Here is a 23114-nt window from a genome sequence, read left to right as displayed (position 1 = left end):
AATCCAGAGGTGAAGTGGTCGGAGTTCGTAACTGCTGGATCCCGGGTTCGCGCTACGCGCGCCCCGGGATGACGGAAAGTATTAGCGTTGCACCACGTCCTGGTTGCTGTGGTTGGATGCCTGCTGCGGCCCTCGCGCGCCCATCGTCGCCACCTCCGTCTTGAGCAGGGCGCCGGGACGCACGCGCTGCAAGCCATTGACCACGACGCGGTCGCCGGACTTCAGGCCCGAGGTGACGACGCGCAGCCCATCGACGGCGCCGCCGAGCGTGACCGGCCGGTAGACCGCGCGGCTGTCATCACCGACCGCCATCACGAACTTCTTGTCCTGGTCGGTGCCGATCGCGCGCTCGTCGATCATAACCAGCGTCTGCTGCTTCGGTTGCCCCATGCGCACCCGGGCAAACTGGCCGGGGATGAGACGGCCGTCCTCGTTGGGGAAAACCGCGCGGACCCGGATGGTGCCGCTCTGACCGTTGACCTGGTTGTCGATCAGCTGGATGTGGCCCTTCGCCGAAAGGCCGCCGGAGGTCGTCATCTCCACCGGGATCTGGTCGAGCTTGCCGCGTTGGCCGGAGCCGTCTGCAATGGAATTCAGCGCGCGCAGCACCACCTCTTCGTCCGCGTCGAACGAGGCGTAGATGGGATTGACCGAGACCAGCGAGGTCAGCACGGGAGAGGCGGTGCCGGCGGCGACAAGATTGCCGACCGTGACCTCGATCTTGCCGACGCGGCCGTCCACAGGCGCGCGCACCTCGGTGTAGCCGAGATTGAGCTTTGCGGTCTGCAGCGTTGCCTCGGCCGCCTTCACGTTGGCGATCGCTTCACGACTGGCATTCTCGCGCTGGTCGTAGTCGCGCCGCGTCACCACGGCGTTGCCGACCAGCTGCGCGCCGCGCTCGAGCTCGCTCTGGATGAAGACAACGCGCGCCTTGGCGGCTTCGAGCTGGGCGTTGGCCTTGTCGACCTCTGCCGCGTAAGGCGCCGGATCAATCTTGAACAGCACGTCGCCGGCCTTCACCAACGCACCTTCCGTGAAATTGGTCGACAGGATCGCCCCCGCGACGCGGGGGCGCAGCTCGACACGGTGGATGGCCTCCAGCCGGCCGGAGAAATCGTCCCACAGCACAGTCTGCCGCGGCTCGATCATCGCGACGGTGACGGGAACGGCTTGTTCGGCCGCGGCCGCGGCCGCGGGTGCGGTCGCTTGCGCCGCGTGAAAGTAGCGGCCGGTCGCGATCGAGCCGGCGACGGCGAGGGCGCCTACGATGGCGACTCCACCGAGGAGGCGGCGGAAACGGCCGGCGCGGGCGGTATTTTGGGAGGGATGCATTTGCGCGCTCCAGATATGTAGTGTTCACTACAGATGTGGAGCTGGATGCCGCAGTGCAAGATACTTATGTTTCATTCACGAAGAAAATTGTACGTCGATACCGCGACGATTGGAAGACACAAGAAAAGAAAGCCAGAACAAATAGATACGATCAGGCGTTAGGCCGCTACAGGACGCCATTCCGAGGAGACAGGCACATGGGCATGGGACGCCCCCGCGAGTTCGACGCCGAGATGGCGTTGGATCAGGCGATGGAAGTGTTTTGGCGCCATGGCTATGAGGGCGCGACCATTGCCCAGCTCACCGAGGCCATGGGCATCAATCCGCCGAGTCTCTACGCCTGCTTCGGCAACAAGGAAGGCCTGCTGAAGGCCGCGCTCGACCGCTACACCAAATTGCGCGCCGTCTGGATGGACGAGGTGGTCGCGGCACCCACCGCCCGCGCCGTCGCCGAGCGGATGCTGATGGGCATCGCCGACAAGCAGACCGATCCGGCGAATCCGCCCGGCTGCCTACTGGTGCAAGGCGGCATCGCCTGCGGTACGGGCTCCGAGAACGTCCCGTTCGAGCTCGCCGCCCGCCGCGCCCAGAACGAAGACCAGCTCCACGACCGTTTTGTTCGGGCCAAAGCCGAAGGTGATCTGAAGGAAAGCGCCGATCCCGCCGCGCTCGCGCGCTACGTCTCCGCCGTCGCGGTCGGCATGGGCGTGATGGCGTCCTCGGGCGCGGAGCGCGAGGCGCTGCGGCAGGTGGCAAGTGTCGCCGTACAGGCGGTCGAGGCGCAGTCGGAGCGAGAGTAGAGGCGAGCGGGAGGGCTTTGTGGTGAACGTCGATCTGAGATCGCAGAACGGCCAATTAGCTCAGGTCGTGTAGGTCCTTTCCAAGCGGCGGTGTCAGATGAAACCTCGAGAATACGACTTCTAGCCCCGCCCGTTCCGGTGTGCAGGCCATCGGCCCCACAAGATAAGAGCTCGCCGCCGGAAACGGTGCTAGCCGCATGAGGGGCCAGTACTTGCCGTCGGCCGAAACTTGCAAACGAAGGACGCCGTTGGCGACGGTCGCGCGCACCCAGACATCGCCAGCATCATGCTCATAGGATGCCGTGGCCCAGTCCGATCGCTCGTTGGTTAACACGCTCGCGAGCATCGCGCGGCCGTCCGAGAGTTCGATCCCGGCCTTGACCCAATGCTCCGCATCGACGCGCACCATGATGCCCGCCTGATCGTAGAGCGCCTGGAAATCGCCCTGAACGCGTAAACTGGCCGTGAATGCTTCGCCGGTCGGGAAGCCCAGGAAATGCCCGCTGTCGCGATTAAAGCCGTAGTGGGTTTCGCGCCAGAAGTCGGTGCCTTTGTCAGTGATGATCTTTAGGCTATCGCCCTCAGCCGTCCATCGTTCCGGTTCATTGAGCCACACACCGTCAGCTCTGCGGAGAGTCATCTCTAACCTCGATTGCCGACGCCTGCCGGACTCAATCCATCTGCCGGACAAGCGTGGCGTTGCGCAAACCGAGATCGAGCGCGGATGCACTGCCTCGCGCCTTCGACAATTGGCCTGACGTCGAAGCGCGCGCGTTCGAAGCCGCGATGCCTTCCGAAACGTTAACGGCGTCGCGCGATGTCGGATTCACGATCGGCGATCATGCAAGTCTGCGCCTGTTTTGCCCGACGAGTCAAATGGCCTGGCTGGAACGCTTCGGCCTGAAATTCATCAATGATTTGTACTGTGCATGGGGTTGTTTTCGCGTTTTTTGTTTTGCGCCCTCGACCCACGGCATCAGCGGTCAAGTCTCCGCATGGATACGATAACTCCTAAGGGTTTTTACACACAGTTCTGGCACGCTCCGTGCGTCAAGATCCGCAACCTGTATCGTCGCCTCTCGTTGCGGGCACGAAAGACGCGGCCGGTGGAGACCGAGGGGCGTGAGCCATGACTGCACCTGCTTCCGACGCCGGGCGCGCGAACGGAAGGGTCGTGCCGATTCTGCAGTGCGTCGTGCCGTTCAGCCAAATTCCAAGGACGAGCGCAGCCACGGCCTGTTCGGCGGCCTCATCAGCGCGCCCTGCCATTTCGCGGTGAGCGGCGAGGGCCACGCTGCCTGCAATCGCGCTGCCCTCGGCGCGTCACGCCACACAGACTTAGAGGAAGGACCAAATCATGAGCTCCGTCGGTATTCGCGGCACATTCTTCGACTTCGTCGACGACCCCTGGAAGCACATCGGCAACGAGCAGGCCGCCGCGCGCTTTCACCAGGACGGCCTCATGGTCGTCACCGACGGCGTCATCAAGGCGTTCGGCCCGTATGACAAGATTGCCGCCGCGCATCCGAGCGTGCAGATCACCCATATCAAGGACCGCATCATCGTCCCGGGCTTCATCGACGGCCACATTCATCTGCCGCAGACCCGGGTGCTCGGCGCCTATGGCGAGCAGCTGCTGCCGTGGCTGCAGATGTGGATCTATCCGGAAGAGCTCAAATACAAGGACCGCAGCTATGCCCGCGAGGGCGTGAAGCGCTTCCTCGACGCGCTGCTGGCCTCAGGCACCACGACGTGCCAGGCGTTCACGAGCTCGTCGCCAGTGTCGACCGAGGAGCTGTTCGAGGAGGCAGCCCGCCGCAACATGCGTGTGATCGCGGGCCTCACCGGCATCGATCGCAATGCGCCGGCTGACTATGTCGACACGCCCGAGAACTTCTATCACGACAGCAAGCGGCTGATCGCGCAGTACCACAACAAGGGCCGCAACCTCTATGCCATCACCCCGCGCTTCGCCTTCGGTGCCTCGCCGGAGCTGCTGAAAGCGTGTCAGCGCCTCAAGCATGAGCATCCGGACTGCTGGGTCAACACCCACATCTCCGAGAACCCGGCCGAATGCAGCGGCGTGCTCGTCGAGCACCCGGACTGTCAGGATTATCTCGGCGTGTACGAGAAGTTCGACCTCGTCGGTCCGAAATTCTCCGGGGGCCATGGCGTCTATCTCTCGAACAACGAATTCCGTCGCATGTCGAAGAAGGGTGCCGCGGTGGTGTTCTGCCCGTGCTCGAACCTGTTCCTCGGCAGCGGTCTGTTCCGCATTGGCCGCGCCACCGATCCGGAGCATCGCGTGAAGATGTCGTTCGGCACCGATGTCGGCGGCGGCAACCGCTTCTCGATGATCTCCGTGCTCGACGATGCCTACAAGGTCGGCATGTGCAACAACACGCTGCTCGATGGCAGCATTGATCCGGCGCGCAAGGATCTCGCTGAAGCCGAGCGCAACAAGCTCTCGCCGTACCGCGGTTTCTGGTCCATCACGCTTGGCGGTGCCGAAGGCCTCTACATCGACGACAAGCTCGGCAATTTCGAGCCCGGCAAGGAGGCCGATTTCGTCGCGCTCGATCCGAACGGCGGGCAAGCCGCGCAGCCCTGGCACCAGTCGCTGATCGCCGAGGGCGGCGGGCCGCGCACGATGGACGAGGCTGCGAGCATGCTCTTCGCCGTGACGATGGTCGGCGACGATCGCTGCGTCGACCAGACCTGGGTGATGGGCAAGCGTCTCTACAAGAAGAGCTGAGGCGGACGGCTGCTCATGAGCGCATCTCCTGATACGGCGGGCCAGCCGGTCGCCCTCGTCATCCAGCGCCGCATTGCCGACGACGGCTTTGCCGCGTTCGCGCGGTGGAGCGGCGAGGTCGGTGAAGTGCTCAAGGCCTGGCCCGGCTTCCTCAGCCAGGAGGTGGTGCCGCCGCAACCGCCGGCGCATGTCGACTGGGTCACGATCCTGCGCTTCGCGAACCCGGCGGCAGCGCGCGCCTGGCTTCAGAGCGATGTGCGAGCGCGGCTCATCGCAGAGGTGCAGCGCTTCTTCGTCGGGTCGGAGGATGTCCACATCCTGCCCGACACCGGCGTGCAACGCGACAGCGCAGTCTCTGCCGTGATCTCGTTCAAGGTGCCGGACGGACTCGAGGACGCGTTCCTCAAATGGCAGCAGCGCATTCAGACCGCGGAGGCCGAGTTCAAGGGATTTTTGCGCCACAAGATCGAGCGGCCGATTCCGGGCCTGCACGACGAATGGATCATCATCCTGTCGTTCGACTCGGATGCCAACCTCAATGCATGGCTGGACTCGTCGTTACGGCAGTCGCTGCTGAGGGAAGGCGCGCGCTTCAACGCCGGCATGAGCGTGAAGCGGGCGAGCTACGGCTTCAATTTCTGGTTCCCGGCCGGCAAGGCGCCGGAGCAAGGGCCTGGCCTGATCTGGAAGAGCAATCTCATCGTCCTTCTGGTGCTCTATCCCGTGGTCTACCTCTGGGGCTACTTCATCAGCGCGCCGTTGATCGACAGCCACGGCGTGCCGGTCTGGCTGTCGCTGTTCGTCGGCAATCTCGTCAGTACCCAGCTGCTCGGCTGGTGGCTGGTGCCCGCCGCCTTCAAGGCGCTCGCTTGGTGGATCGCGCCGAAGGCGAGGATCGGACGCCGGATCGCAGGATACGCACTCCTGGCCGCGCTCTATGCCGCGTCGATGGGCTTGTACGCGCTGCTGCTCGCATGGCATTGGGGGCGGTGAGACCGTCCACAACCGGACACGTGAGACCATGTTCGCCATGACATTTCTCGGAACCTCGGCCAGCGTTCCGTCGGCGGAGCGTAACCATCCGGCGCTCCTGGTCGAGGCGGCGGGCAAGCGCATTCTGGTCGATTGCGGCGAGGGCGCGCAGCGCCAGTTGCTGCGCGCTGGCGCTGGCTTTCGGCGGCTCGACCGCATCCTGCTGACGCATGCCCATCTCGATCACGTGCTCGGCATTCCCGGTCTCTTTTCAACCCTGGGCTTGCGGCAGAGCGCCGACCTGATGACCGTTCATGCAGGGCAGCGCACGCTCGACCTCGTCGTCCGCCTGCTCGCAAGTCTGTGGGGCGCGGGCAGGGCGCCGATCGCGGTGGAGTTCGCGCCGCTGAGCGAAGGGCAGGTCATCGACGCGGGCGCCTTCACCATCGACTGCTTTCCGGTTCGCCATCGCGACACCGACAGTTTTGGCTTCGCCTTCCAGAGTCCCGCCCGCCGCCGTCTTCGGCCGGAGCGCCTTGCTGAGCTGGGCGTTCCAGACGGGCCGATGCGGGGAGAATTGGCTGCGGGACGACCAGTCGTGCTCGCTGATCGAATCATCGACCCGGAAGAGTCCTGGGGCCGCCGAGCGGCGGCAGGAAGCTCATCGTGATCGGCGACACCGAAACGACGGAAGACCTCTCCAAATACGTTTCTGGCGCCGATCTGCTGGTGATCGAGGCAACGTTCCTCGATCGCGACGCATCGACCGCGCGGGACTATGGGCACCTCACTGCGCGCGATGCGGCTGCGTTTGCGGCCGAAACCGGCGTCGGCCAGCTCGTGCTCACGCATCAGTCGGGCCGTTATGACGACGATGAGGTCCTTGCGGAGGCAGCCGGGATTTTTCCGAACACCCGGATCGCTGCCGACTTCGACCGCATTGCCATCTAGCACTCGCGTCAGTATGGGTGCCGAGGGCTCCTGCCAGATCGGCGGCAACGTCTTCGTGACCAATGTCGAAGCCCGGATCAAGGCCGCCGTCCCGCATGCGCGCGTCGTGATGCACGGCCATATCGGCGACGGCAACATCCACGTGATCGCCCTGATTGACCGCGCGCGTTGCCAAGATCGCGCTGCCACGGCCGCGCTGGTGGCGGAGATCAACGAGATCGTCGACGACGAGACCGCCGCGCAGGGCGGAGCCATCAGTGCCGAGCACGGCATTGGCATCACCAATTGCGGCCGCCTCGCTCGCGTTACTGATCCCTTCGACATCGAGCTGATACGTGATATCAAGCGCTTGCTCGACCCGAATGGACTGATCAATTCGGGCAAGATCTTTAGTGCCGGAGGCGCGCGACGATGACAAGCGTCCGCCTGCTTGCCGACGATCTCTCCGGTGCACTCGACACCGCGGCGGAGTTCGTCGGTCTGTGCGGGCCGTTCGACGTCACCTGGCCACCTGTGCCTGCAGTGCCGAACAGTCGGAGCCTCGCGATCGATAGCGGTACCCGCGAGCGGTCGAAAGCCGAGAGCGTCGAGATCGTTGGACGACTGGCGCCGCAGCTCCGTGGGCCGACGATCGCCTACAAGAAGCTCGATAGTCTGCTTCGTGGCGCGTGGGCGGCCGAGCTCGGCGCCTGCCTGCACAGCGGCGATTGGGCGTCTTGCGTAGTCGCGCCCGCCTTCGACTATCAGGGGCGCCGCACCGTGGACGGCCAGCAATTCGCGCGCACGCTACAAGGCGAGTGGCATCGCGTCGGCGACAATCTCCTGACCGAGCTGCGGCAGGAAGGCATCGAGGCGCGGCAGGGCGGGACCGATACCCTATCGCAGGGTGGCGTTCAGGTTTTCGATGCCGAAAGTGATATCGACCTCGATCGTATCGTCGAGATGGGACGGCGGATGCCAGGGCCTGTGCTGTGGTGCGGAAGCGGTGGGCTCGCAGGCGCGCTCGCCCGCAGCCATCGCGCCGAGGCGCCGGGCCAATTGAAGTTGCCGGTGCTGGGGCTATTCGGCTCGGATCAGGCCGCGACTGCGTCTCAGCTGGCCGCGTGCGGCGCGGCAACTATCGCACTTGCCGAAGGCGAGAGCGCGGCGCCTGTCCGGCGCAAGCTTGCCGATGACGGCGTGGCCCTGGTCAAATTCGCTCTCGCCGAAGGCCTGGCCCGCCCAGAGGCGGCGCGGCGGATTGCGCGCGAAATGACGGCACTGATCGCGGCGCTCGAACCTCCGGGCACGCTGATCGTTGCCGGCGGCGAGACCCTGAAGGCGGCGTGCGTTGCCCTTGGCGCGCATGCGCTCCAGGTCACGGGACGTATCGTGCCGGGACTGCCGCGCTCGATCTTGCAGGGCGGCCGGTGGGCCGGCGTCGACGTGATCTCGAAATCCGGTGCATTCGGACCAAGCGAGCTCTGGCGCGATCTACTCCGGGACAATCATTTGCTCAATATGGGGAGCCCGACATGACCTCTAGTCATCTTGCCATCACCATGGGTGATCCCGCCGGGATCGGGCCAGAGATCATCGTCAAGGCTTGCGTCGGGCTGAAGGACCGGATCACGAAAGGCGATCTGCGCCTGCTGATCATCGGCAGCGGCGCGGCGCTTGAGGGCGCGAGAGCGGCACTCGGCGCCAATGTCGTCATTCCCGAAGTCAGTGTCGAGAACGCCGACTGGCCCAATCTCTGTTTTCTTCAGGCCGACGTCGAGGGCAACCCGATCAGGCCCGGCGTGCTCAGCGCCGACGGCGGCCGCTTTGCCTACAAGGCGATCGAGCAGGGCGTGCGCCTGACGCAGGCGGGCCGCACCGCGGCCATCGTCACGGCGCCGCTGAACAAGGAAGCGCTCAACAAGGCCGGCTATCATTTTCCTGGACATACCGAGATGCTCGCACATCTCACCGGCGTGCGCGGCTCGGTAATGCTGCTGGCCCATGGCAACATGCGCGTCAGCCATGTCTCGACCCATGTCGCGCTGGAGGACGTGCCGAAGCGCCTGACGCCGGAGCGCCTGCGCATGGTGATCGACCTCACCGACGGCGCGCTGCGCCGGCTCGGCATCGAACGGCCGAAGATCGCGATCGCTGCGCTCAACCCGCATGCCGGCGAGGGCGGTCTGTTCGGCCGGCAGGACATCGACGTCTCGGCGCCGACGATCGCCAAGGCGGTCGCCGACGGTCTCGACGTCGTCGGCCCCGTGCCTGGCGATACCATCTTCGTCAAGCTGCGCGCCGGCCAGTACGATGCTGCGGTCGCGATGTATCACGACCAGGGCCACATCCCGGTCAAGCTGCTCGGCTTCCAGGTCGATCCCGCGACCGGCCGCTGGCAGGAGCTCTCCGGCGTCAACATCACGCTGGGCCTGCCGATCATCCGCACCTCCGTCGATCACGGCACCGCCTTCGACATTGCCGGCAAGGGCATCGCCAACGAGCACAGCCTGATCGAGGCCATCGACTATGCCGAGCGGCTGGCCGCAGGCGCTTCGGCATCCAAGTCATGAGATCGAACACGATGACCAACGCCTTCACGCCCATTGAAATCCTCCGCCCGACGGCGATCGAGTTCGGCTGCGGTACAATCGCCGCCGCCGCACGTTTCGCCGAGCGGATCGGCACCAAACGGCCGCTGGTGATCTCAGACCCGTTCAATGCGCGACGCGTCGATACGCTTGCGCTGCCGGGCTCTGTCTCGCGGTCCGGACTGGACCAGCGACACGGTGTAGTCGGCCGGCACCGCCCTGGTCATGGTCGGCGGCGTTCTGCTAACAACGCCGCGATCACCAACGGCCCGGCGCCGCAGCGCGGAACCTATGTCGGAAATACGCGAGCAATGCGTCGCAGCAACTCGACTGGATGCTCGGCGACTCAGCGTCGGGCGGAAGCGCAGGCTTTCTCGGCGTGTGGAATTCCTATAACCGCGTGTCGGTGTCCGCGGCGTCAATCGACATAGCGGCGCCATTGTTAGGCTTGCACGTGTTCTCTGCCAATGAGCAGGATGACGGGACCAATGCCAACAACTTCAATGTTGCAGCCCAGAACGCCTTCAGTGGTCTGGCGCGGATGTAGCCGGTTTTAGCGAGGTCCGTGCGCGCGGTCGCAGTTGCTGCTTTAGCCAGATCGCCAGTCGGCGATGATGGACCTCGGTCATCATCGCGAACAGGATCGACGCCATGACGGAAAAGGCCACCATCCACGGTAAGGCGTAAAGCGAGCCTGTGACCTCCGATGCGAAGTCGCTCATGATCGAGTGGTGGATCAAATAGAGCGAGTGGGACCAACTCGCGCCCCATGCGATTGCCGCATATCATCGCGAAGGACCAAATCCGGGGACGCGCTCGGATGTCCATATGATCCCCGCGAAGGCGGCCGCCGTCAGAAGGTTGACTTTCCACGTGTACACGGCGCCGCCGGTTGAAAGGTGTATGTGGAGGGCGAAGATGCTGACGGCTGCGACCGCGGCGCTCAAAAGGGCGGGGACTCGGTCCTTGAACCCCGGCTCGCGCGATCGAGGCGCCGAGTAGCCATGGCACCAGGACCATGTTGTTTCCGGTTAGGGACGAGACCGGAATGATGCCGCCACAGCGCGATTGCGCTTATGCGCCACGGGGTGAATCCGTCGCGAAGTGAGAACGCGACAAGCCCGACGAACATGTAGATCCAGAATTCAATGGCCACGGTCCAGAACGGGGCTGCTGATCCAAATGGAAGTGAGGTGTCCGGGGCCTGCAGCATGAACAGATTTGCAGCGAATGTTCTCAGCGTGAACCTCTCGACCGTTTCGCTGTGCGCGCGCCCAAGATCAATGGCGTGCCAGTCGATCATTGCGACGAGCAGCAGTGCTGGCAAAAACGCTGAATAGATGCGCGACCATCTGTCGATCGCGTAGTCTCGAAAGGTAGAGGTCGGATCATCTAAGCGACGATTTAGCGTCTGTGAGATCAGATAGCCCGAAAGAAGAAAAAAGACGTTGACGCCGGCTTGCTGCATCCATTGCGGCGGCGGCGATGTTAGCCCGCCCCCGTACATACTCTCGGCATGGCCGAGGCAAACCATCATCGCGGCTGCGAACCGGATCAGGTCGATAACTGGCGACATTTGGATTGGTGCCCCGGCTTTAGACGTAGTAACGCCGTACCACCTCAACCCGTGATGGTGTCGACCTCCGGTAGAACAGCCTGTCATTTCAACCATTTTCAATGGAGAATTTGCCGTGGCAAATTGGCCCAAAGACACGCAGGCTGCGCGAAACGCCTTCTATGGCGATCCCGGGAATAGCGAGATCGCGCCGCAGATGGTTCCGGTCGTGCCGCCGTTTGCGATGTACTACGAGGGCCCGGCGCGTCAAATCGATCATGTTTCATCGCAAGGCGGCGCCGGCGTTGTTCGCGGCGTTGAATGAGATCTGGGACTGTTGCCAGCACGATCAGAAAAAGATCGATGGGGCCGGCATCTCGAAATATGCCGCCGCCTACAACCATCGCATGGTGCGCGGATCATTTGAACGCCGAGGAAAACGGCCTGTATGCCAAGGGCAACATGCCGCAATTCGTCGTCGATGCATTATGTCGCCAGGGCGCGATGTGGGGCGGCTGGTATTCCGGGGCGCAAGGATCCGATGCATTTTGAGTTCTCGACAACGGCCGCTGCAAGCCGAATTCGCCGCCGCCGATGTTCGGGCGTGCGCCGCCGCTGGTGCTGCATCCCGAACCGGCGCGCCGGCTGACGAACTCGAGGAGCATCCGGCGCCGGCGGCCGCGCCGCCGAACGTGCAGCCGCTCGACCCCGACGTGCGGGGCGATCCGATCCTGTATGACGTGCAGCGCCGTCCCAAGGCGCTGCGCTATTCGCCTGGCGTGCTCAATGGCCGCTGGGGCGGGGCTACCGCCGGCGTGCTCGGCGGCTTCATGAACGATCGCGGCGCTGGCGCTGCCGACATCGCTCGAGCAATTCCACGGCATCGCCGACCAGGTGCGCACCGAGCTCGCCAGGTGCGAGACCGAGATCCAGGCGGATGGCGGCGTCGGCTGGTTTCGTCCTGTCAGCGAAGCGTGCGCCAAGGCGGATCCGCACGTCTTGACGCAGCTGGCGCCGGAGATCGCGCCGGCGCGGCGCACTTCCTGGCCGCGCTCTGGATGGCGCTCGGCATGGGGGTGTGAAGAGTTTATGCCGCCTGTCGCGGTGGCGCTCCCTAGCGTCGTCAGATTGCTATGTAACGAATATCAGTTTCGGCGCGTTTCCCACAGCCCTTTGAGGACCGAGCGAAAGTCCGGAGTGAGACCAGGTCCGGTGGTGAGAGAGCTCCGCGGGCTTCACTTCATGAGCGTCCGCCTCCTCGTACAAGGGGCGCCCACCCATTAGAAGACTCACGTCGCCCCACTGCAGACGATGCAAAAGCGTTGCACGCATCCCTATTTCTAGCGCGTTGCAACCATAGCGTTTGGTCGTCCTGGAGGCGTGAACTTCTGCCGGTGGAGATGGGGCTGCAGCCGGTTGTTTTTCACTTTGACAGGGTACGGTTCTGACCACAGAAGGACTGGACCGCGAACGCCGGCCCGGCTATATGACCGGCCTGCGAACTGACGATTTGCGAAACTTTCAGCCCATCTTGCAAAGCTTCCGAAGAAAGCTTAGCTGAAGCAAGCACTTCGTTGGGGAATGGTGTAACGGTAGCACAACAGACTCTGACTCTGTTTGTCTTGGTTCGAATCCAGGTTCCCCAGCCAGTTCCGGGCGCTTTTTCCCAGGCTTAAGCCCCGGCCTCTCCGAGGCAGGGACGAAGATTTGTTGACGGCACCATCGCTCGCGACCGTTTGCCTCATCTGAAAATCGCGTTTCGTGTCGGATCGCAGTGCGCCCCATCGTCCTTGAGTGACACAACCCAAGGAGATCCGTGATGCCCTATGTCGATGGTTTCGTGCTGGCCGTGCCGAAGGACAAGATCGAGGCCTACAAGGCGCTGGCGACGACCGCCTGTGCGGTCTGGCTGGAGCACGGCGCGCTCGACTATGTCGAATGCATCGGTGACGACGTTCCCTATGGCGAGCTCACCTCGTTTCCGCGCGCGGTCATGGCGAAGGAGGACGAGATCGTAGTTTTCTCCTGGATCGTCTACCGCGACCGGGAGACCCGCGATGCCATCAACAAGAAGGTGATGGCGGACCCGCGGCTCAAGAGCACCGACATTCCGTTCGACGGCAAGCGCATGATCTATGGCGGCTTCTCGACGCTGCTTCGGGCCGGCGACATCGCGACCTGACGGTACCAGTTACTTGATCTTGTCGTAGGCCGCGGCGAAGTCGTTGAGCGGCATCGGGATCGCGATCGTTTTCTTGGCCATGTTCTGGAAGGAACCTTCAACTGTTTGCCTGCCCGCAAGGCGGCGAGCAGATCCGGCGCGACCGGTGTCGAGGCGTAGCAGCCGCGGTTCTCGCAGGTCTGGATCTCGAGATCGAACGTCTTGCCCTCGTCGACCTGGAGCTTGGCGCCGACGGGCAGGTTGAGGCCGAGCGGCAATTGCAGCAGCGCGATCGGCGTGCGGGTGTCGGGCGCGATGCGGATGTTGATCAGGATGACAGTCTGGCCGGTCTTGGTCAGTACAGCGTTCTGCTCCATCGCGCATTCGAGCGGCGCGTCGCGGCTCGCGCTGGTGCAGCGCACGATCCAACCGGGCTGGCCCGGAGCGCCGTCCGCCTGCGCTTGCGTCGGGACAGGCGCGGGATGTGCGGTCGGGGCAGGAGGAGCGGTATTCTTCTTGGCGCCCTGCTGGGCATACGCAGCGCTGGTCGACAACAAGACCGCGGCGAGGGCGACAAGTCTGGATTGCATGGACATGGCGAAACCGCGTTGGCGTGAACCGTGGGTCCCGCTGTAGCGTCGCGAGAGGTGCGGTGCAAGCTTACTCGGCGGCTTGCTTGACGGTGCCGCGCTCGGGCGCCTCGTCGCCTTCGCCGTCACCCGAACGGCCCCAGGTGGAGAACCAGTTGTTGAGCTTGTCGAGATAGAGATAGACCACCGGCGTGGTGAACAGCGTCAGCGCTTGGCTGACGATCAGGCCGCCGACCATGGCGTAGCCGAGCGGCTGGCGGATCTCGGCGCCGGTGCCGTGGCCGAGCATCAGCGGCACGCCGCCTAGCAGCGCGGCCATCGTGGTCATCATGATCGGACGGAAGCGAAGCAGCGCGGCCTGGCGGATCGATTGCTCCGGCGTCTTGTGTTCGTCGCGTTCGGCGGCGATCGCGAAGTCGACCATCATGATGCCGTTCTTCTTCACGATGCCGATCAGCAAGATGATGCCGATCAGCGCGATCAGGCTGAAGTCGAAGCCGGCCGCCATCAAGATCGCGAGCGCGCCGACGCCGGCCGAGGGCAGGGTCGACAGGATGGTGATCGGATGGATATAGCTCTCGTAGAGAATGCCCAGGATCAGGTAGACCACGACGAGCGCGGCGAGGATCAACAGCGGCACGGTGCCGAGCGATTGCTGGAACGCCTGCGCGGTGCCCTGGAAGCTCGAATTCAACGTCGGCGGCGCGCCGAGCTCGGTCATCGCCCGCTGCACGGCTTCCGTGGCCTGGCCGAGCGCGACGCCTTGCGCGAGGTTGAAGCTGATCGTGATCGCCGGGAACTGACCCTGATGGCTGATCGAGAGCGGGCGGACCGGATCGGTGGTCCAGGTCGCGAAGGTCGACAGCGGCACCTGCTCGCCGGTTAGCGGCGACTTCAAATAGAGCTTGTTCAGGCTTTCGAGATCGCCCTGCATCTCGGGCAGGATCTCGAGGATCACCTTGTAGGTGTTGAGCTGGGTGAAATACTGCGTGACCTGCCGCTGGCCGAAGGCGTCATAGAGCGTGTCGTCGATCATCTGCGGCTGGATGCCGTAGCGCGAGGCGGTGTCGCGGTTGATCTTGAGCTGGACCGTGGTGCCCTGCGTCTGCTGGTCCGTCGCGACGTCGCGCAGCTCCGGCAGCGTCTGCATTTTGGCGAGGATCTTCGGTGCCCAGTCGTTGAGCTCGGCGAGATCGGCGTCCTGCAGGGTGAACTCGAACTGCGTGCGGGTCGGCCGGCCGCCGAGCCGGACGTCCTGGGCCGCTTGCATGTAAAGGCGGGCGCCCTCGACCTTGTCGAACTGCGGACGCAGGCGCGCGATGATCTGCTGAGCCGAGGCCTCACGCATATCGCGAGGCTTCAGTGTGATGTACAGGGCGCCATTGTTGCCGGCGCGTCCGCTGCCGCCGATCGCCATGGCGACGCTCGCAACGTCGGGATCGGCCATGATGATCTTGCCGAGCTGCTCCTGGCGTCTGAGCATCTCCTTAAAAGAAATGTCCTGCGAGGCTTCGGACGTGGCCGTGATCAGGCCGACGTCCTGTTGCGGGAAGAAGCCCTTCGGGATCAGAATGAACAGGTAAATCGACAATCCGAGCGTGGCGAAGAAGATCGCGAGCGTGGTGCGGCGCCAGGCCAGAGCGTGGTCGAGCACATATTCGTAGCCGCGCAACATGCCGTCGAAGGCGCGCTCACTCCATTGGTAGAACTTGCCGTGGGTCACCTCCCCATGCGCGCGCAGGAAGCGCGAGGCCATCATCGGCGTCAGCGTCAGCGACACGAACATCGAGACGAAGATCGTCATCGCCAGCACTACGGCGAATTCGCGGAACAGGCGCCCGATGATGCCTCCCATCAGCAGCAGGGGGATCAGCACCGCGACCAGCGAGATGCTGATCGAGACGATGGTGAAACCGATTTCCTTGGAGCCCTTGAAGGCCGCCGCGAGCGGGGATTCGCCTTCCTCGATATAGCGGGTGATGTTCTCGAGCATCACAATGGCGTCGTCGACCACGAATCCGACCGCGATGGTGAGCGCCATCAGCGACAGATTGTCCAGCGAATAGCCGACCACCCACATCAAGGCGCACGCGCCCAATAATGCCAATGGTACCGTCACCGTGGGAATGACGGTGGCCCAGAAGCTGCGCAGGAAGATGAAGATGACCATGACCACGAGCGCAATGGTCAGCAGCAGCGTAAACTGGACGTCCTCGACCGCGGCACGGATCGTCGTGGTGCGGTCACTGATCAGCTCGATCTTGATAGCGGGCGGAATAGCGGCCACCAGCCTGGGTAGGGTGGCCTTGATGCGGTCGACAGTCTCGATGACGTTGGCACCGGGCTGCTTGAAGATCACCAGGAACACGCCGCGTTTGCCGTTGGCCCAGGCCGCCTGCTTGGCGTCTTCGGCGCCGCTGACCGCCTGGCCGATATCGCGGATTCGCAAGGGGCCGCCATTGCGATAGGCGATGATGACGTCGTTCCAGTCCTTGGCGTGGGTGAGCTGGTCGTTGGCGTAGATCGTGTAGGCGCGCTTGGGCCCGTCGATATTGCCCTTCGGGCTGTCGACGGTGGTGATGGCGATCTGGCTGCGGACGTCCTCCATCGACAGGCCCTTGGCGACGAGCTTCGCCGGGTCGATCTGAATGCGGATGGACGGCTTCTGCTGGCCGCCGATGAAGACCTGCGCGACGCCGGAGAGCTGGCTGATTTGCTGGGCGAGCTGGGCGTCGACGGCGTCGCTGACGCTGGTCAGCGGCAGTGTCTCGGAGGTGGCCGACAACAGCAGGATCGGGGCGTCCGCCGGGTTGACCTTACGGTAGGTCGGCGGCGAGGGCAGGTTCTTCGGCAGCTGGCCGCTGGCGGCGTTGATCGCCCCCTGAACGTCATTGGCGGCGCCGTCGATGCTACGATTGAGGTCGAACTGGATGGTGATCGACGCCGTGCCCAGATAGCTCGTCGAGGTCATCTGGGCGATGCCGGGAATTTGGGCGAATTGCCGCTCGAGCGGTTGCGCCACCGACGAGGCCATCGTCTCGGGGCTGCCGCCCGGCAAGTTGGCGGTGACCTGGATGGTCGGGAAGTCCACCTGCGGCAGCGGCGCAACCGGCAGCAGGGGGTAGGCGACGAGGCCGACGAAGAGAATGCCGGCCATCAGCAGCGAGGTGCCGATGGGATAACGGATGAAGAGTGCCGAAATCCCGCCCTCGGTCATTCCTGTCGCACCTTGTTCTGGGCCGGATCCGAGCTCGCCACCGCTGTCGAGACGAGGCTTCCAGGCTGCACCTTGAACTGACCGCCGGTGATGACCTGCTGCCCGGGCGTGAGGCCTTCATCGATGACCGAACGGCCATCGATGCCATAGCTGACCTTGATCTTGTGCACTTCGGCCTTGTCGTCCTGATTGACGGTATAGGCGTACAGGCCGTTGGTCGAATGCTGGACTGCATCATCGGGAACGACGGTCGCATCCCTCAGCGTCCGCACCAGAAGACGCGTCGAAACCGACTGGCCCGGCCACAGCGAGTGGTCCTTATTGTCGAACACCGCCTTGAGCCGAATAGTCCCGCTGCTCGTGTCGACCTGGTTGTTGATGACGGCGAGCTTGCCTTCCGCCAGCGTCTTCTTGCCGTCGGTGGTGAAGGCGATCACCTTGAGCGCGCCGGCCCTCTGGCCTTCGCTGATATAGGGAAGCTGGTCTTCCGGTGCCGTGAAGATCACGGCGATCGGCTCGACCTGCGAGATCGTGACGATGCCGGTCTGCGTCGATGCGTTGACGATGTTGCCAATGTCGACCTGGCGCAGCCCTGCGACGCCTGTGATCGGCGACTTGATCTGCGTGTAGTCGAGCTGGGTCTGGGCGTTGGCGATCGCCGCGTCGTCGGCGGCGATCTGGGCGGTGAGCTGGGCGACGGTGGAGCGCTGGGTATCCACCCGCTGTGCGGTCGCGAATTCACCGAGCCTCATGGCGCGCTGGAGTTCGAGATTGGCGTTGGCGAGGTTCGCCTCGTCCTGCGCCTTCTTGGCCTTGGCCTGATCGAGCGCAGCTTGATAGGGACGGGGATCGATCGAGACCAGAAGCTCGCCCTGCTGGACGATCTGGCCTTCGCGGAAGGCGAGCTTGTCGATCTGACCATCCACCCGGCTGCGGACTTGGACAGTGTTGAAGCCCTGAACCGTGCCGAGACCGGTCAGATAGACCGGAAAGTCGGTCTTCTGGACCGGGGCAACGCTGACCGGGACGGGCTGCGGCCGGGGCGGAGCTTTCTGGGCTGTCTGGGTCTTTCCGGCCCCAGGCGAGCCGAATTTCTGCCAACCATAGTAACTCGCGGAGCCCACGGCCGCGATGATCAGAATCCAGAGGATCGGCCGTGTTTTTTTCATATCGGCTCGGCGGCTCTCGTGCCCCCAAGCTACGAATTATGGGGCAATCATAGGGTTCCAGCGCGCTTGTATAATACACGCCAAGTTTAAGTGTAAACAGCACTATCGGTCGAGAATCCTAAACAATTGGAAAGCTTTGCACCGCATGCAGCAGTCTGGCGCGTTGGGGTGCAATGCTGCATTTTTTCGGCGCGAACGATCCGCGTGCGAACGTTATCCAATGCCCGGACGCCGTGTGTGTGGCGCTGCGGGACACCGCGGAAAGCCTCCAGGTCGCGCGGGTCACGAGAACGGTTCTAAATCGCGCGCAGGCCGTTTCGGTTGTCAGGAAAATCAGCATCGGTCATATCGGCGCCGCCACGAATGGAGCGCAGGGATGGACGAATTGAACGGTAAGCTGATCGCGTGTCAGATTCTGATCACGGGGCTGATCGCGCGCGTCGCCAACGAGCAGCGCGATCCCTTGCGCTTTCTCACCGACTTCCGCGACGAGATCAAAGCCGTCGTCAACGGCGTCAACATCGCGGGGATGGACAACACCGATCGTGTGCGTGCGGTCGCGCAGAAAACTGTCGACGAATTGTTCTCGCTGATGAAGCCGCCGAGCAGCGACTGATGCCACGAGCACGACGCCGATTTCGCGCTCGTTTTAGAACGACTCCAATCTTTGTTTAGAATGATTTCAAACGGCAGTTTAGAATCGTTTTGATCTGGACCTATTCAAGCGTTCTCGCGGCGTGCTCGCATTGACCCGCTATTTTGTGGCCGATACCACAGCCCATCGTTCATCGAAGTGAATGAGCGAACAGGAAGATGGGGCGTTTGGTAATGGGGCAGGTGGTCGCACCGAGGTCGTTGCGTTCGGTCGTAGCGTTCAACTCGATGGATGAGAAGTCCGCTGGCATTTCCGGCAAGAAGGTTTCGGCAGTCGCGAGCTTGATTGCGGTGGCGTCGGTGTCGAGCGGCGCAGAAGCACAGCAGTCGAACCTGCCGCCGGTGACAGTCGATGCTCCGGTCCAACGTCCGCGTCCGGTGGCCTCGAAGCCTTCGCCGGAGCAGGTCCGAGCCCGTAACGCGCTTCGCCGCGCCGCGCAGCGGCAGCAGGCCGAGCAGACGGCTCCCACCACACCGTCCGGCCCAGCCGACGCCAATCCCTATGCCGACCCGGCCGCGCCCTACAAGGTCGACCACGTCCAGGCTGGCGGCAAATTTCCGGAGAAGCTGGTCGATACGCCGAAGTCGATCACCGTTCTCAGCAAGGAAGTCCTCGAGGACAAGAACGCCACGACGCTGAAGCAGGCCATTCTCAGCACGGCTGGCGTGACGCTGGGCTCGGGCGAGGGCGGCAATGCGTTCGGCGACCGCTTCTTCATCCGCGGCTTTGACGCGCGCAACGACATCTTCATCGATGGCGTGCGCGATTCCGGCGTCAGCGTGCGTGAGAACTTCTTCACCGAACAGGTCGAGATCCTGCGTGGTCCGGGCTCGACTTTTTCCGGCCGCGGTGTCGCCGGTGGTGCGATCAACATCGTCACCAAGCAGGCGACGACCGGGGCGAGCTTCTACAACATGGACTCGACGTTCGGGACCGACCAGACCAAGCGTGTCACGCTCGATGTCAACCAGGTGATCGACCCGACGCTCGCCGTACGTGTCGGCGGCTTGTTTCAGGACGCCAATGTCGCAGGCCGCGACTATGTCACCGACAACCGGAACGGCGCCTTCGTCGCCACGACTTGGAAGCCGACCGATACGATCAGGGTCACCGGCAACTACATCCACACTGAACTGACCGGTCTTCCGGACTTCGGCGTGCCCTATTATCGGCCGAGCACCGCGTCCACCGCTGGCGGTCCGTTCCCGGATTTCGGAGCGAGCCGCAAGAACTGGTACGGCTTCGTCAATCGCGACTTCTTCCGGACCGGCCAGGACATCGGCACGATCAATGCCGAGGTGCAGATCACCCCCGATCTGATGATCAGCAACAAGTTTCGCGCGTCGCGTTCGACGCAGAATTACATCGGAACGCTGCCGGAAGCGCCTTCGCTGAAGGACCCGCTCTCGGCGTCGACCTTGACGTCCAATCCCCAGAGCCGTTTTCAGATCACCGACGTGCTCGCCAACCAGACCGAGGCGACTTACAAGTTCCTGGACGGCGCGGGGTTCAAGCATACTGCGCTTGCGGGCGTCGAAGTCGATCGTGAGCGGTCCTCGATCGACAGGTATCTTGGGCTGACCTCGGAGGCCACCGGCATTCCCTCCAGCCCATCCGGCTCGCCGACCAACACCAGCGTCTTCTTTCCTCAGAATACGTATCTTCCGTTTGGAATTCCCTCGCTTTCGGGTCTGCCGACCAAGATCGGCATCGACACGGTCAGCGGCTACGTCATGGATAGTGCGAACTACCATGACCTCCTGATCCTCAATGGCGGTTTTCGCTACGACGATTACAGTATCAAGACCACCGGCTATGCTGCGAACGGCGCGTTCGGTCAGCAGTCGGCGGAATTCCTGATTCCCAACTTCAATCTCGGGCTTACGCTCAAGCCGTTGCCGAACGGCAGCGTCTATGTGGCGTATGCGACTTCTGCGAATCCAGTCGGTGCCGAGTTCGACGGTACCAGCACAGCGTACGGCGGCCTCAATCCGACCCTGCCGGGCGGAAACACGCAGATATTCGGCCCTGAGAAAAACAAGGCCATCGAACTCGGCACCAAATGGGAGCTGTTCGACCGTCATCTGCTGCTGACCGCCGCGCTGTTCCAGACGACGAAAGAGAACGCCCGCGAGTCACAGAATGTTGGCAGCGCGGCCGTTGCTGCCCCCTTGGGATGTGTCTATCCGACCGGAACGACCGGCAACATATCGTGCATCACGGCCGGTGCCGCCTATCGCATCCGCGGCATCGATCTCGGCGTCGGTGGCAAGATCACAGACAAATGGAGTGTGTTCGGCGGTCTCGTGCTGATGCAGTCGGAAGTGACACAGTCGCTGGCGCCGTCGGCCAACAGGACGCTGTATCCGACCAATGTCGGGCGTCCGCTCGCCAATATCGCGCACGAGTCGTTCAGCTTGCTGTCGAAATATCAGCTCAACGACACCTGGGAACTGGGCGGACAGGCGGTATACCGCTCGAAAATCTATGGCGGCACTTTGCTCGCGGCCAATCAGGGTACGTCGCTGCCGAGCTACTGGCGCTTTGACGCGTTCGCGGAGGCGAAGCTCGATCAGCACTGGAAGCTCAAACTGTTCGTGAACAACATCTTCGACAAGCGCTACTACGACGCGCTGTACCAAAGCGCAGCGCCGTTCGTGCTGGAAGCACCGGGCCGTGCCGCCTATGTGGTGCTCTCCGCGCGTTACTGATGGAGCAACAACGAGTTTCATGCTGACATGCATCGAAAACGCTCTCAGCAAGGATGATGTGGCGGATTTCCGCCGCATCATGGACGCCAGCGACTGGGAGGACGGCCGCTCCACCGCCGGCGCGCAGTCGGCGATGGTCAAGCGCAACGAGCAATTGCCGCCGGATGGCGAAGTCGCGCGCAAGCTCGGCAACCGCATCATCGCGGCGCTGACGTCGAACCCGCGCTTCATCGCGGCGGCAATCCCCCTCCAGATCTTCCCGCCGCTGTTCAACCGCTATGCGGCGAGCGGCGGTCACCATTTCGGCCTGCACGTCGACAATGCGATCCGCGGCGACCGCCTGACCGGCCTTCGCATCCGCACAGACCTGTCGGTCACACTGTTCCTCACCGAGCCGGAAGAGTACGATGGTGGCGAACTTGTGATCGAGGACACCTACGGATCCCACGAAGTCAAGTTGCCAGCCGGCGACTGCGTGCTCTATCCCTCGAGCAGCCTCCATCTGGTCACGCCGGTGACGAGGGGAACGCGGGTTGCGTCTTTCTTCTGGCTTCAGAGCATGGTACGGGACGATCAAGCCCGAAGCATGATCTTTGACCTCGACACCGCGATTCAGGCGCTGGTGGAACGGCTCGGGCGTGACGATCCCGAAACGGTCAAATTGACGGGTATCTATCACAACCTCATTCGCTACTGGGCCGAAGTATGAAGATCATGACCTTCCAAGCAAGCCTTGCCGCCGCCGCGATGCTGGCGGCCGCCTGGCTCGCATCTCCTGCTTCCGCCCAGATACAAACCCCGCCGGCGCCGGCGCAGTCGACGGCCCAGCCGGCCCCGGTCGGTGCGCTGCCAGCGGATACCGCACCTGCGGCCCCGGCACCTTCGGCTTCGACCGCAACCGCGCCCGCTGCTGCGACGGCGCCCCCCGCGACTGCCGCTTCGACGACCGCCAAGCCCGATGCAGCGGCCGCCATCGCGCCGGCCATGAAGGAATTGTCGCCCTGGGTGATGTTCATGTCGGCGGACGTCATCGTGAAGGCGGTGATGATCGGGCTCGCCTTTGCTTCGCTGGTGACTTGGACCGTCTTCATCGCAAAGTCGATCGAGCTGTCGGTTGCTTCCACCAAGCTGCGGTCGGCGCTGAAGAAGACCGCCGAGGCGCGCTCGCTCGCGGAAGCCCAGATGGCGCTCGGCACTAAGGAGGGCATCCTGCCATCCTTCCTGACGGCGGCGCTGCGTGAGGCGCGGATGTCGGCCGGCCTGTCCAGCGATGCCGGCATCAAGGAACGCGCCGCTTCGAGCTTTGCCGAGATCGTGCGCGCGGAACAGCGCCGCATCCGCATCGGCATGGGTGTGCTCGCCACCATCGGCTCGACCTCGCCCTTCGTCGGCCTGTTCGGCACGGTCTGGGGCATCATGAACAGCTTCATCGGCATCTCGAAGTCGCAGACCACGAACCTCGCCGTGGTCGCGCCCGGCATCGCCGAGGCGCTGCTCGCCACCGCAATCGGTCTCGTCGCCGCGATCCCCGCCGTCATCATCTACAACCATTTCGCGCGCGTGACGAAAGGCTATCTCGAGCTCGTCAGCCGCGCCTCGGGCGCTGCGGGGCGGCTGCTCTCGCGCGATCTCGATCGCAGCCACGGCAGCGTGCATTCGCGCGCAGCGGAGTGAAC

Annotated in this window: 21 protein-coding genes, 1 tRNA gene and 2 pseudogenes; 18 read left to right on the top strand and 6 right to left on the bottom strand. The window is 63.6% G+C overall.

The window, feature by feature from the left end; all coding sequences use genetic code 11:
- Nucleotides 1-81: 81 nt before the first annotated feature.
- Nucleotides 82-1332, bottom strand: coding sequence for an efflux RND transporter periplasmic adaptor subunit (locus IVB12_RS30090; RefSeq protein WP_247304525.1), 1251 nt, complete (start codon nt 1330-1332; stop codon nt 82-84).
- A gap of 197 nt (nt 1333-1529) precedes the next feature.
- On the opposite strand from IVB12_RS30090, the gene IVB12_RS30085 reads away from it, so the two are divergent.
- Nucleotides 1530-2132, top strand: coding sequence for a TetR/AcrR family transcriptional regulator (locus IVB12_RS30085; protein ID WP_247304524.1), 603 nt, complete (start codon nt 1530-1532; stop codon nt 2130-2132).
- A gap of 55 nt (nt 2133-2187) precedes the next feature.
- On the opposite strand, the gene IVB12_RS30080 is transcribed toward IVB12_RS30085, so the two are convergent.
- Nucleotides 2188-2772 carry a DUF1349 domain-containing protein gene (locus IVB12_RS30080; protein ID WP_247304522.1) on the bottom strand — a complete coding sequence of 195 codons (585 nt, stop codon included), beginning with the start codon at nt 2770-2772 and terminating at the stop codon, nt 2188-2190.
- 53 nt (nt 2773-2825) lie between these two features.
- Here IVB12_RS30080 and IVB12_RS30075 point away from each other — a divergent pair, with 53 nt between their 5' ends.
- The 8 genes and pseudogenes from IVB12_RS30075 (at nt 2826) to IVB12_RS30040 (ending at nt 9927) form a co-directional block, all read left to right on the top strand.
- Nucleotides 2826-3140 carry a hypothetical protein gene (locus tag IVB12_RS30075; protein WP_247304520.1) on the top strand — a complete coding sequence of 105 codons (315 nt, stop codon included), beginning with the start codon at nt 2826-2828 and terminating at the stop codon, nt 3138-3140.
- Between the two features lie 349 nt (nt 3141-3489).
- A complete protein-coding gene (gene guaD / locus IVB12_RS30070; protein ID WP_247304518.1) occupies nt 3490-4887 on the top strand; it encodes a guanine deaminase in 1398 nt (465 codons plus the stop codon).
- Nucleotides 4888-4902: 15 nt separating this feature from the next.
- Entirely contained in the window at nt 4903-5880 is a 978-nt protein-coding gene (locus tag IVB12_RS30065) for an antibiotic biosynthesis monooxygenase (protein WP_247304515.1), read from the top strand.
- 28 nt (nt 5881-5908) lie between these two features.
- Nucleotides 5909-6810 (top strand): annotated as a pseudogene (locus IVB12_RS30060) (ribonuclease Z).
- Between the two features lie 13 nt (nt 6811-6823).
- On the top strand, nt 6824-7225 hold the full coding sequence (locus IVB12_RS30055) for an FAD-linked oxidase C-terminal domain-containing protein (RefSeq protein ID WP_247304513.1): 402 nt from the start codon (nt 6824-6826) through the stop codon (nt 7223-7225).
- On the top strand, nt 7222-8328 hold the full coding sequence (locus IVB12_RS30050) for a four-carbon acid sugar kinase family protein (RefSeq protein ID WP_247304511.1): 1107 nt from the start codon (nt 7222-7224) through the stop codon (nt 8326-8328). The genes IVB12_RS30055 and IVB12_RS30050 overlap by 4 nt, the downstream gene beginning before the upstream one ends.
- The gene (gene pdxA / locus IVB12_RS30045; RefSeq protein WP_247304509.1) at nt 8325-9362 is read left to right on the top strand and encodes a 4-hydroxythreonine-4-phosphate dehydrogenase PdxA; all 1038 of its coding nucleotides are present in this window, start codon (nt 8325-8327) and stop codon (nt 9360-9362) included. The genes IVB12_RS30050 and pdxA overlap by 4 nt, the downstream gene beginning before the upstream one ends.
- 352 nt (nt 9363-9714) lie before the next feature.
- The gene (locus tag IVB12_RS30040; RefSeq protein WP_247304507.1) at nt 9715-9927 is read left to right on the top strand and encodes a hypothetical protein; all 213 of its coding nucleotides are present in this window, start codon (nt 9715-9717) and stop codon (nt 9925-9927) included.
- Between the two features lie 396 nt (nt 9928-10323).
- On the opposite strand, the gene IVB12_RS30035 is transcribed toward IVB12_RS30040, so the two are convergent.
- A complete protein-coding gene (locus tag IVB12_RS30035; RefSeq protein ID WP_247304505.1) occupies nt 10324-10956 on the bottom strand; it encodes an acyltransferase in 633 nt (210 codons plus the stop codon).
- Between the two features lie 115 nt (nt 10957-11071).
- On the opposite strand from IVB12_RS30035, the gene IVB12_RS30030 reads away from it, so the two are divergent.
- The 4 genes from IVB12_RS30030 (at nt 11072) to IVB12_RS30015 (ending at nt 13117) form a co-directional block, all read left to right on the top strand.
- The gene (locus IVB12_RS30030) at nt 11072-11260 is read left to right on the top strand and encodes a hypothetical protein (RefSeq protein WP_247304504.1); all 189 of its coding nucleotides are present in this window, start codon (nt 11072-11074) and stop codon (nt 11258-11260) included.
- Nucleotides 11214-12017: a hypothetical protein gene (locus IVB12_RS30025; protein WP_247304503.1), complete on the top strand. Its 804-nt coding sequence runs from the start codon at nt 11214-11216 to the stop codon at nt 12015-12017. The genes IVB12_RS30030 and IVB12_RS30025 overlap by 47 nt, the downstream gene beginning before the upstream one ends.
- Before the next feature lie 493 nt (nt 12018-12510).
- Nucleotides 12511-12584, top strand: a tRNA-Gln gene (locus tag IVB12_RS30020).
- A gap of 170 nt (nt 12585-12754) precedes the next feature.
- Nucleotides 12755-13117: a DUF1428 family protein gene (locus IVB12_RS30015; protein ID WP_247304502.1), complete on the top strand. Its 363-nt coding sequence runs from the start codon at nt 12755-12757 to the stop codon at nt 13115-13117.
- A 9-nt stretch (nt 13118-13126) separates the two neighbouring features.
- On the opposite strand, the pseudogene IVB12_RS30010 reads toward IVB12_RS30015, so the two are convergent.
- The 3 genes and pseudogenes from IVB12_RS30010 to IVB12_RS30000 all read right to left on the bottom strand — a co-directional run bounded on the left by IVB12_RS30010 (nt 13127) and on the right by IVB12_RS30000 (nt 18072).
- Nucleotides 13127-13692: pseudogene (locus IVB12_RS30010) on the bottom strand (invasion associated locus B family protein).
- A gap of 64 nt (nt 13693-13756) precedes the next feature.
- Nucleotides 13757-16903 carry a multidrug efflux RND transporter permease subunit gene (locus IVB12_RS30005; protein WP_247304501.1) on the bottom strand — a complete coding sequence of 1049 codons (3147 nt, stop codon included), beginning with the start codon at nt 16901-16903 and terminating at the stop codon, nt 13757-13759.
- Nucleotides 16900-18072: an efflux RND transporter periplasmic adaptor subunit gene (locus IVB12_RS30000; RefSeq protein ID WP_247304500.1), complete on the bottom strand. Its 1173-nt coding sequence runs from the start codon at nt 18070-18072 to the stop codon at nt 16900-16902. The genes IVB12_RS30005 and IVB12_RS30000 overlap by 4 nt, the downstream gene beginning before the upstream one ends.
- Nucleotides 18073-18245: 173 nt before the next feature.
- On the opposite strand from IVB12_RS30000, the gene IVB12_RS29995 reads away from it, so the two are divergent.
- The 5 genes from IVB12_RS29995 (at nt 18246) to exbB (ending at nt 23112) form a co-directional block, all read left to right on the top strand.
- Nucleotides 18246-18461: a hypothetical protein gene (locus IVB12_RS29995; protein WP_247304499.1), complete on the top strand. Its 216-nt coding sequence runs from the start codon at nt 18246-18248 to the stop codon at nt 18459-18461.
- Nucleotides 18449-18688 carry a hypothetical protein gene (locus IVB12_RS29990; protein ID WP_025035676.1) on the top strand — a complete coding sequence of 80 codons (240 nt, stop codon included), beginning with the start codon at nt 18449-18451 and terminating at the stop codon, nt 18686-18688. Before IVB12_RS29995 ends, IVB12_RS29990 begins: the two co-directional genes overlap by 13 nt.
- A 212-nt stretch (nt 18689-18900) precedes the next feature.
- Nucleotides 18901-21438 (top strand): TonB-dependent receptor, encoded by a 2538-nt coding sequence (locus IVB12_RS29985; protein ID WP_247304624.1) that lies wholly within the window; start codon nt 18901-18903, stop codon nt 21436-21438.
- 19 nt (nt 21439-21457) lie between these two features.
- On the top strand, nt 21458-22147 hold the full coding sequence (locus IVB12_RS29980; protein ID WP_247304498.1) for a Fe2+-dependent dioxygenase: 690 nt from the start codon (nt 21458-21460) through the stop codon (nt 22145-22147).
- Nucleotides 22144-23112 carry a tonB-system energizer ExbB gene (exbB, locus tag IVB12_RS29975; protein WP_247304497.1) on the top strand — a complete coding sequence of 323 codons (969 nt, stop codon included), beginning with the start codon at nt 22144-22146 and terminating at the stop codon, nt 23110-23112. Before IVB12_RS29980 ends, exbB begins: the two co-directional genes overlap by 4 nt.
- Nucleotides 23113-23114 lie beyond the last annotated feature (2 nt).

Origin of the sequence: Bradyrhizobium sp. 179 (assembly GCF_023073535.1) — a bacterium.
In the GTDB taxonomy this organism is placed as follows: domain Bacteria; phylum Pseudomonadota; class Alphaproteobacteria; order Rhizobiales; family Xanthobacteraceae; genus Bradyrhizobium.
Note: the sequence above shows the minus strand (reverse complement) of the source record. Positions and strands in the feature narration are given on the sequence as shown.

Excerpts from the sequence above, each read along its gene's own strand:
- IVB12_RS30090 (WP_247304525.1), bottom strand. The coding sequence starts at position 1,332 with ATGCATCCCTCCCAAAATACCGCCCGCGCCGGCCGTTTCCGCCGCCTC.
- IVB12_RS30085 (WP_247304524.1), top strand. The coding sequence starts at position 1,530 with ATGGGCATGGGACGCCCCCGCGAGTTCGACGCCGAGATGGCGTTGGAT.
- IVB12_RS30080 (WP_247304522.1), bottom strand. The coding sequence starts at position 2,772 with ATGACTCTCCGCAGAGCTGACGGTGTGTGGCTCAATGAACCGGAACGA.
- guaD (WP_247304518.1), top strand. The coding sequence starts at position 3,490 with ATGAGCTCCGTCGGTATTCGCGGCACATTCTTCGACTTCGTCGACGAC.
- IVB12_RS30065 (WP_247304515.1), top strand. The coding sequence starts at position 4,903 with ATGAGCGCATCTCCTGATACGGCGGGCCAGCCGGTCGCCCTCGTCATC.
- IVB12_RS30055 (WP_247304513.1), top strand. The coding sequence starts at position 6,824 with ATGGGTGCCGAGGGCTCCTGCCAGATCGGCGGCAACGTCTTCGTGACC.
- IVB12_RS30050 (WP_247304511.1), top strand. The coding sequence starts at position 7,222 with ATGACAAGCGTCCGCCTGCTTGCCGACGATCTCTCCGGTGCACTCGAC.
- pdxA (WP_247304509.1), top strand. The coding sequence starts at position 8,325 with ATGACCTCTAGTCATCTTGCCATCACCATGGGTGATCCCGCCGGGATC.
- IVB12_RS30040 (WP_247304507.1), top strand. The coding sequence starts at position 9,715 with ATGCTCGGCGACTCAGCGTCGGGCGGAAGCGCAGGCTTTCTCGGCGTG.
- IVB12_RS30035 (WP_247304505.1), bottom strand. The coding sequence starts at position 10,956 with ATGTCGCCAGTTATCGACCTGATCCGGTTCGCAGCCGCGATGATGGTT.
- IVB12_RS30025 (WP_247304503.1), top strand. The coding sequence starts at position 11,214 with ATGTTTCATCGCAAGGCGGCGCCGGCGTTGTTCGCGGCGTTGAATGAG.
- IVB12_RS30015 (WP_247304502.1), top strand. The coding sequence starts at position 12,755 with ATGCCCTATGTCGATGGTTTCGTGCTGGCCGTGCCGAAGGACAAGATC.
- IVB12_RS30005 (WP_247304501.1), bottom strand. The coding sequence starts at position 16,903 with ATGACCGAGGGCGGGATTTCGGCACTCTTCATCCGTTATCCCATCGGC.
- IVB12_RS30000 (WP_247304500.1), bottom strand. The coding sequence starts at position 18,072 with ATGAAAAAAACACGGCCGATCCTCTGGATTCTGATCATCGCGGCCGTG.
- IVB12_RS29995 (WP_247304499.1), top strand. The coding sequence starts at position 18,246 with ATGCTGCATTTTTTCGGCGCGAACGATCCGCGTGCGAACGTTATCCAA.
- IVB12_RS29990 (WP_025035676.1), top strand. The coding sequence starts at position 18,449 with ATGGACGAATTGAACGGTAAGCTGATCGCGTGTCAGATTCTGATCACG.
- IVB12_RS29985 (WP_247304624.1), top strand. The coding sequence starts at position 18,901 with ATGGGGCAGGTGGTCGCACCGAGGTCGTTGCGTTCGGTCGTAGCGTTC.
- IVB12_RS29980 (WP_247304498.1), top strand. The coding sequence starts at position 21,458 with ATGCTGACATGCATCGAAAACGCTCTCAGCAAGGATGATGTGGCGGAT.
- exbB (WP_247304497.1), top strand. The coding sequence starts at position 22,144 with ATGAAGATCATGACCTTCCAAGCAAGCCTTGCCGCCGCCGCGATGCTG.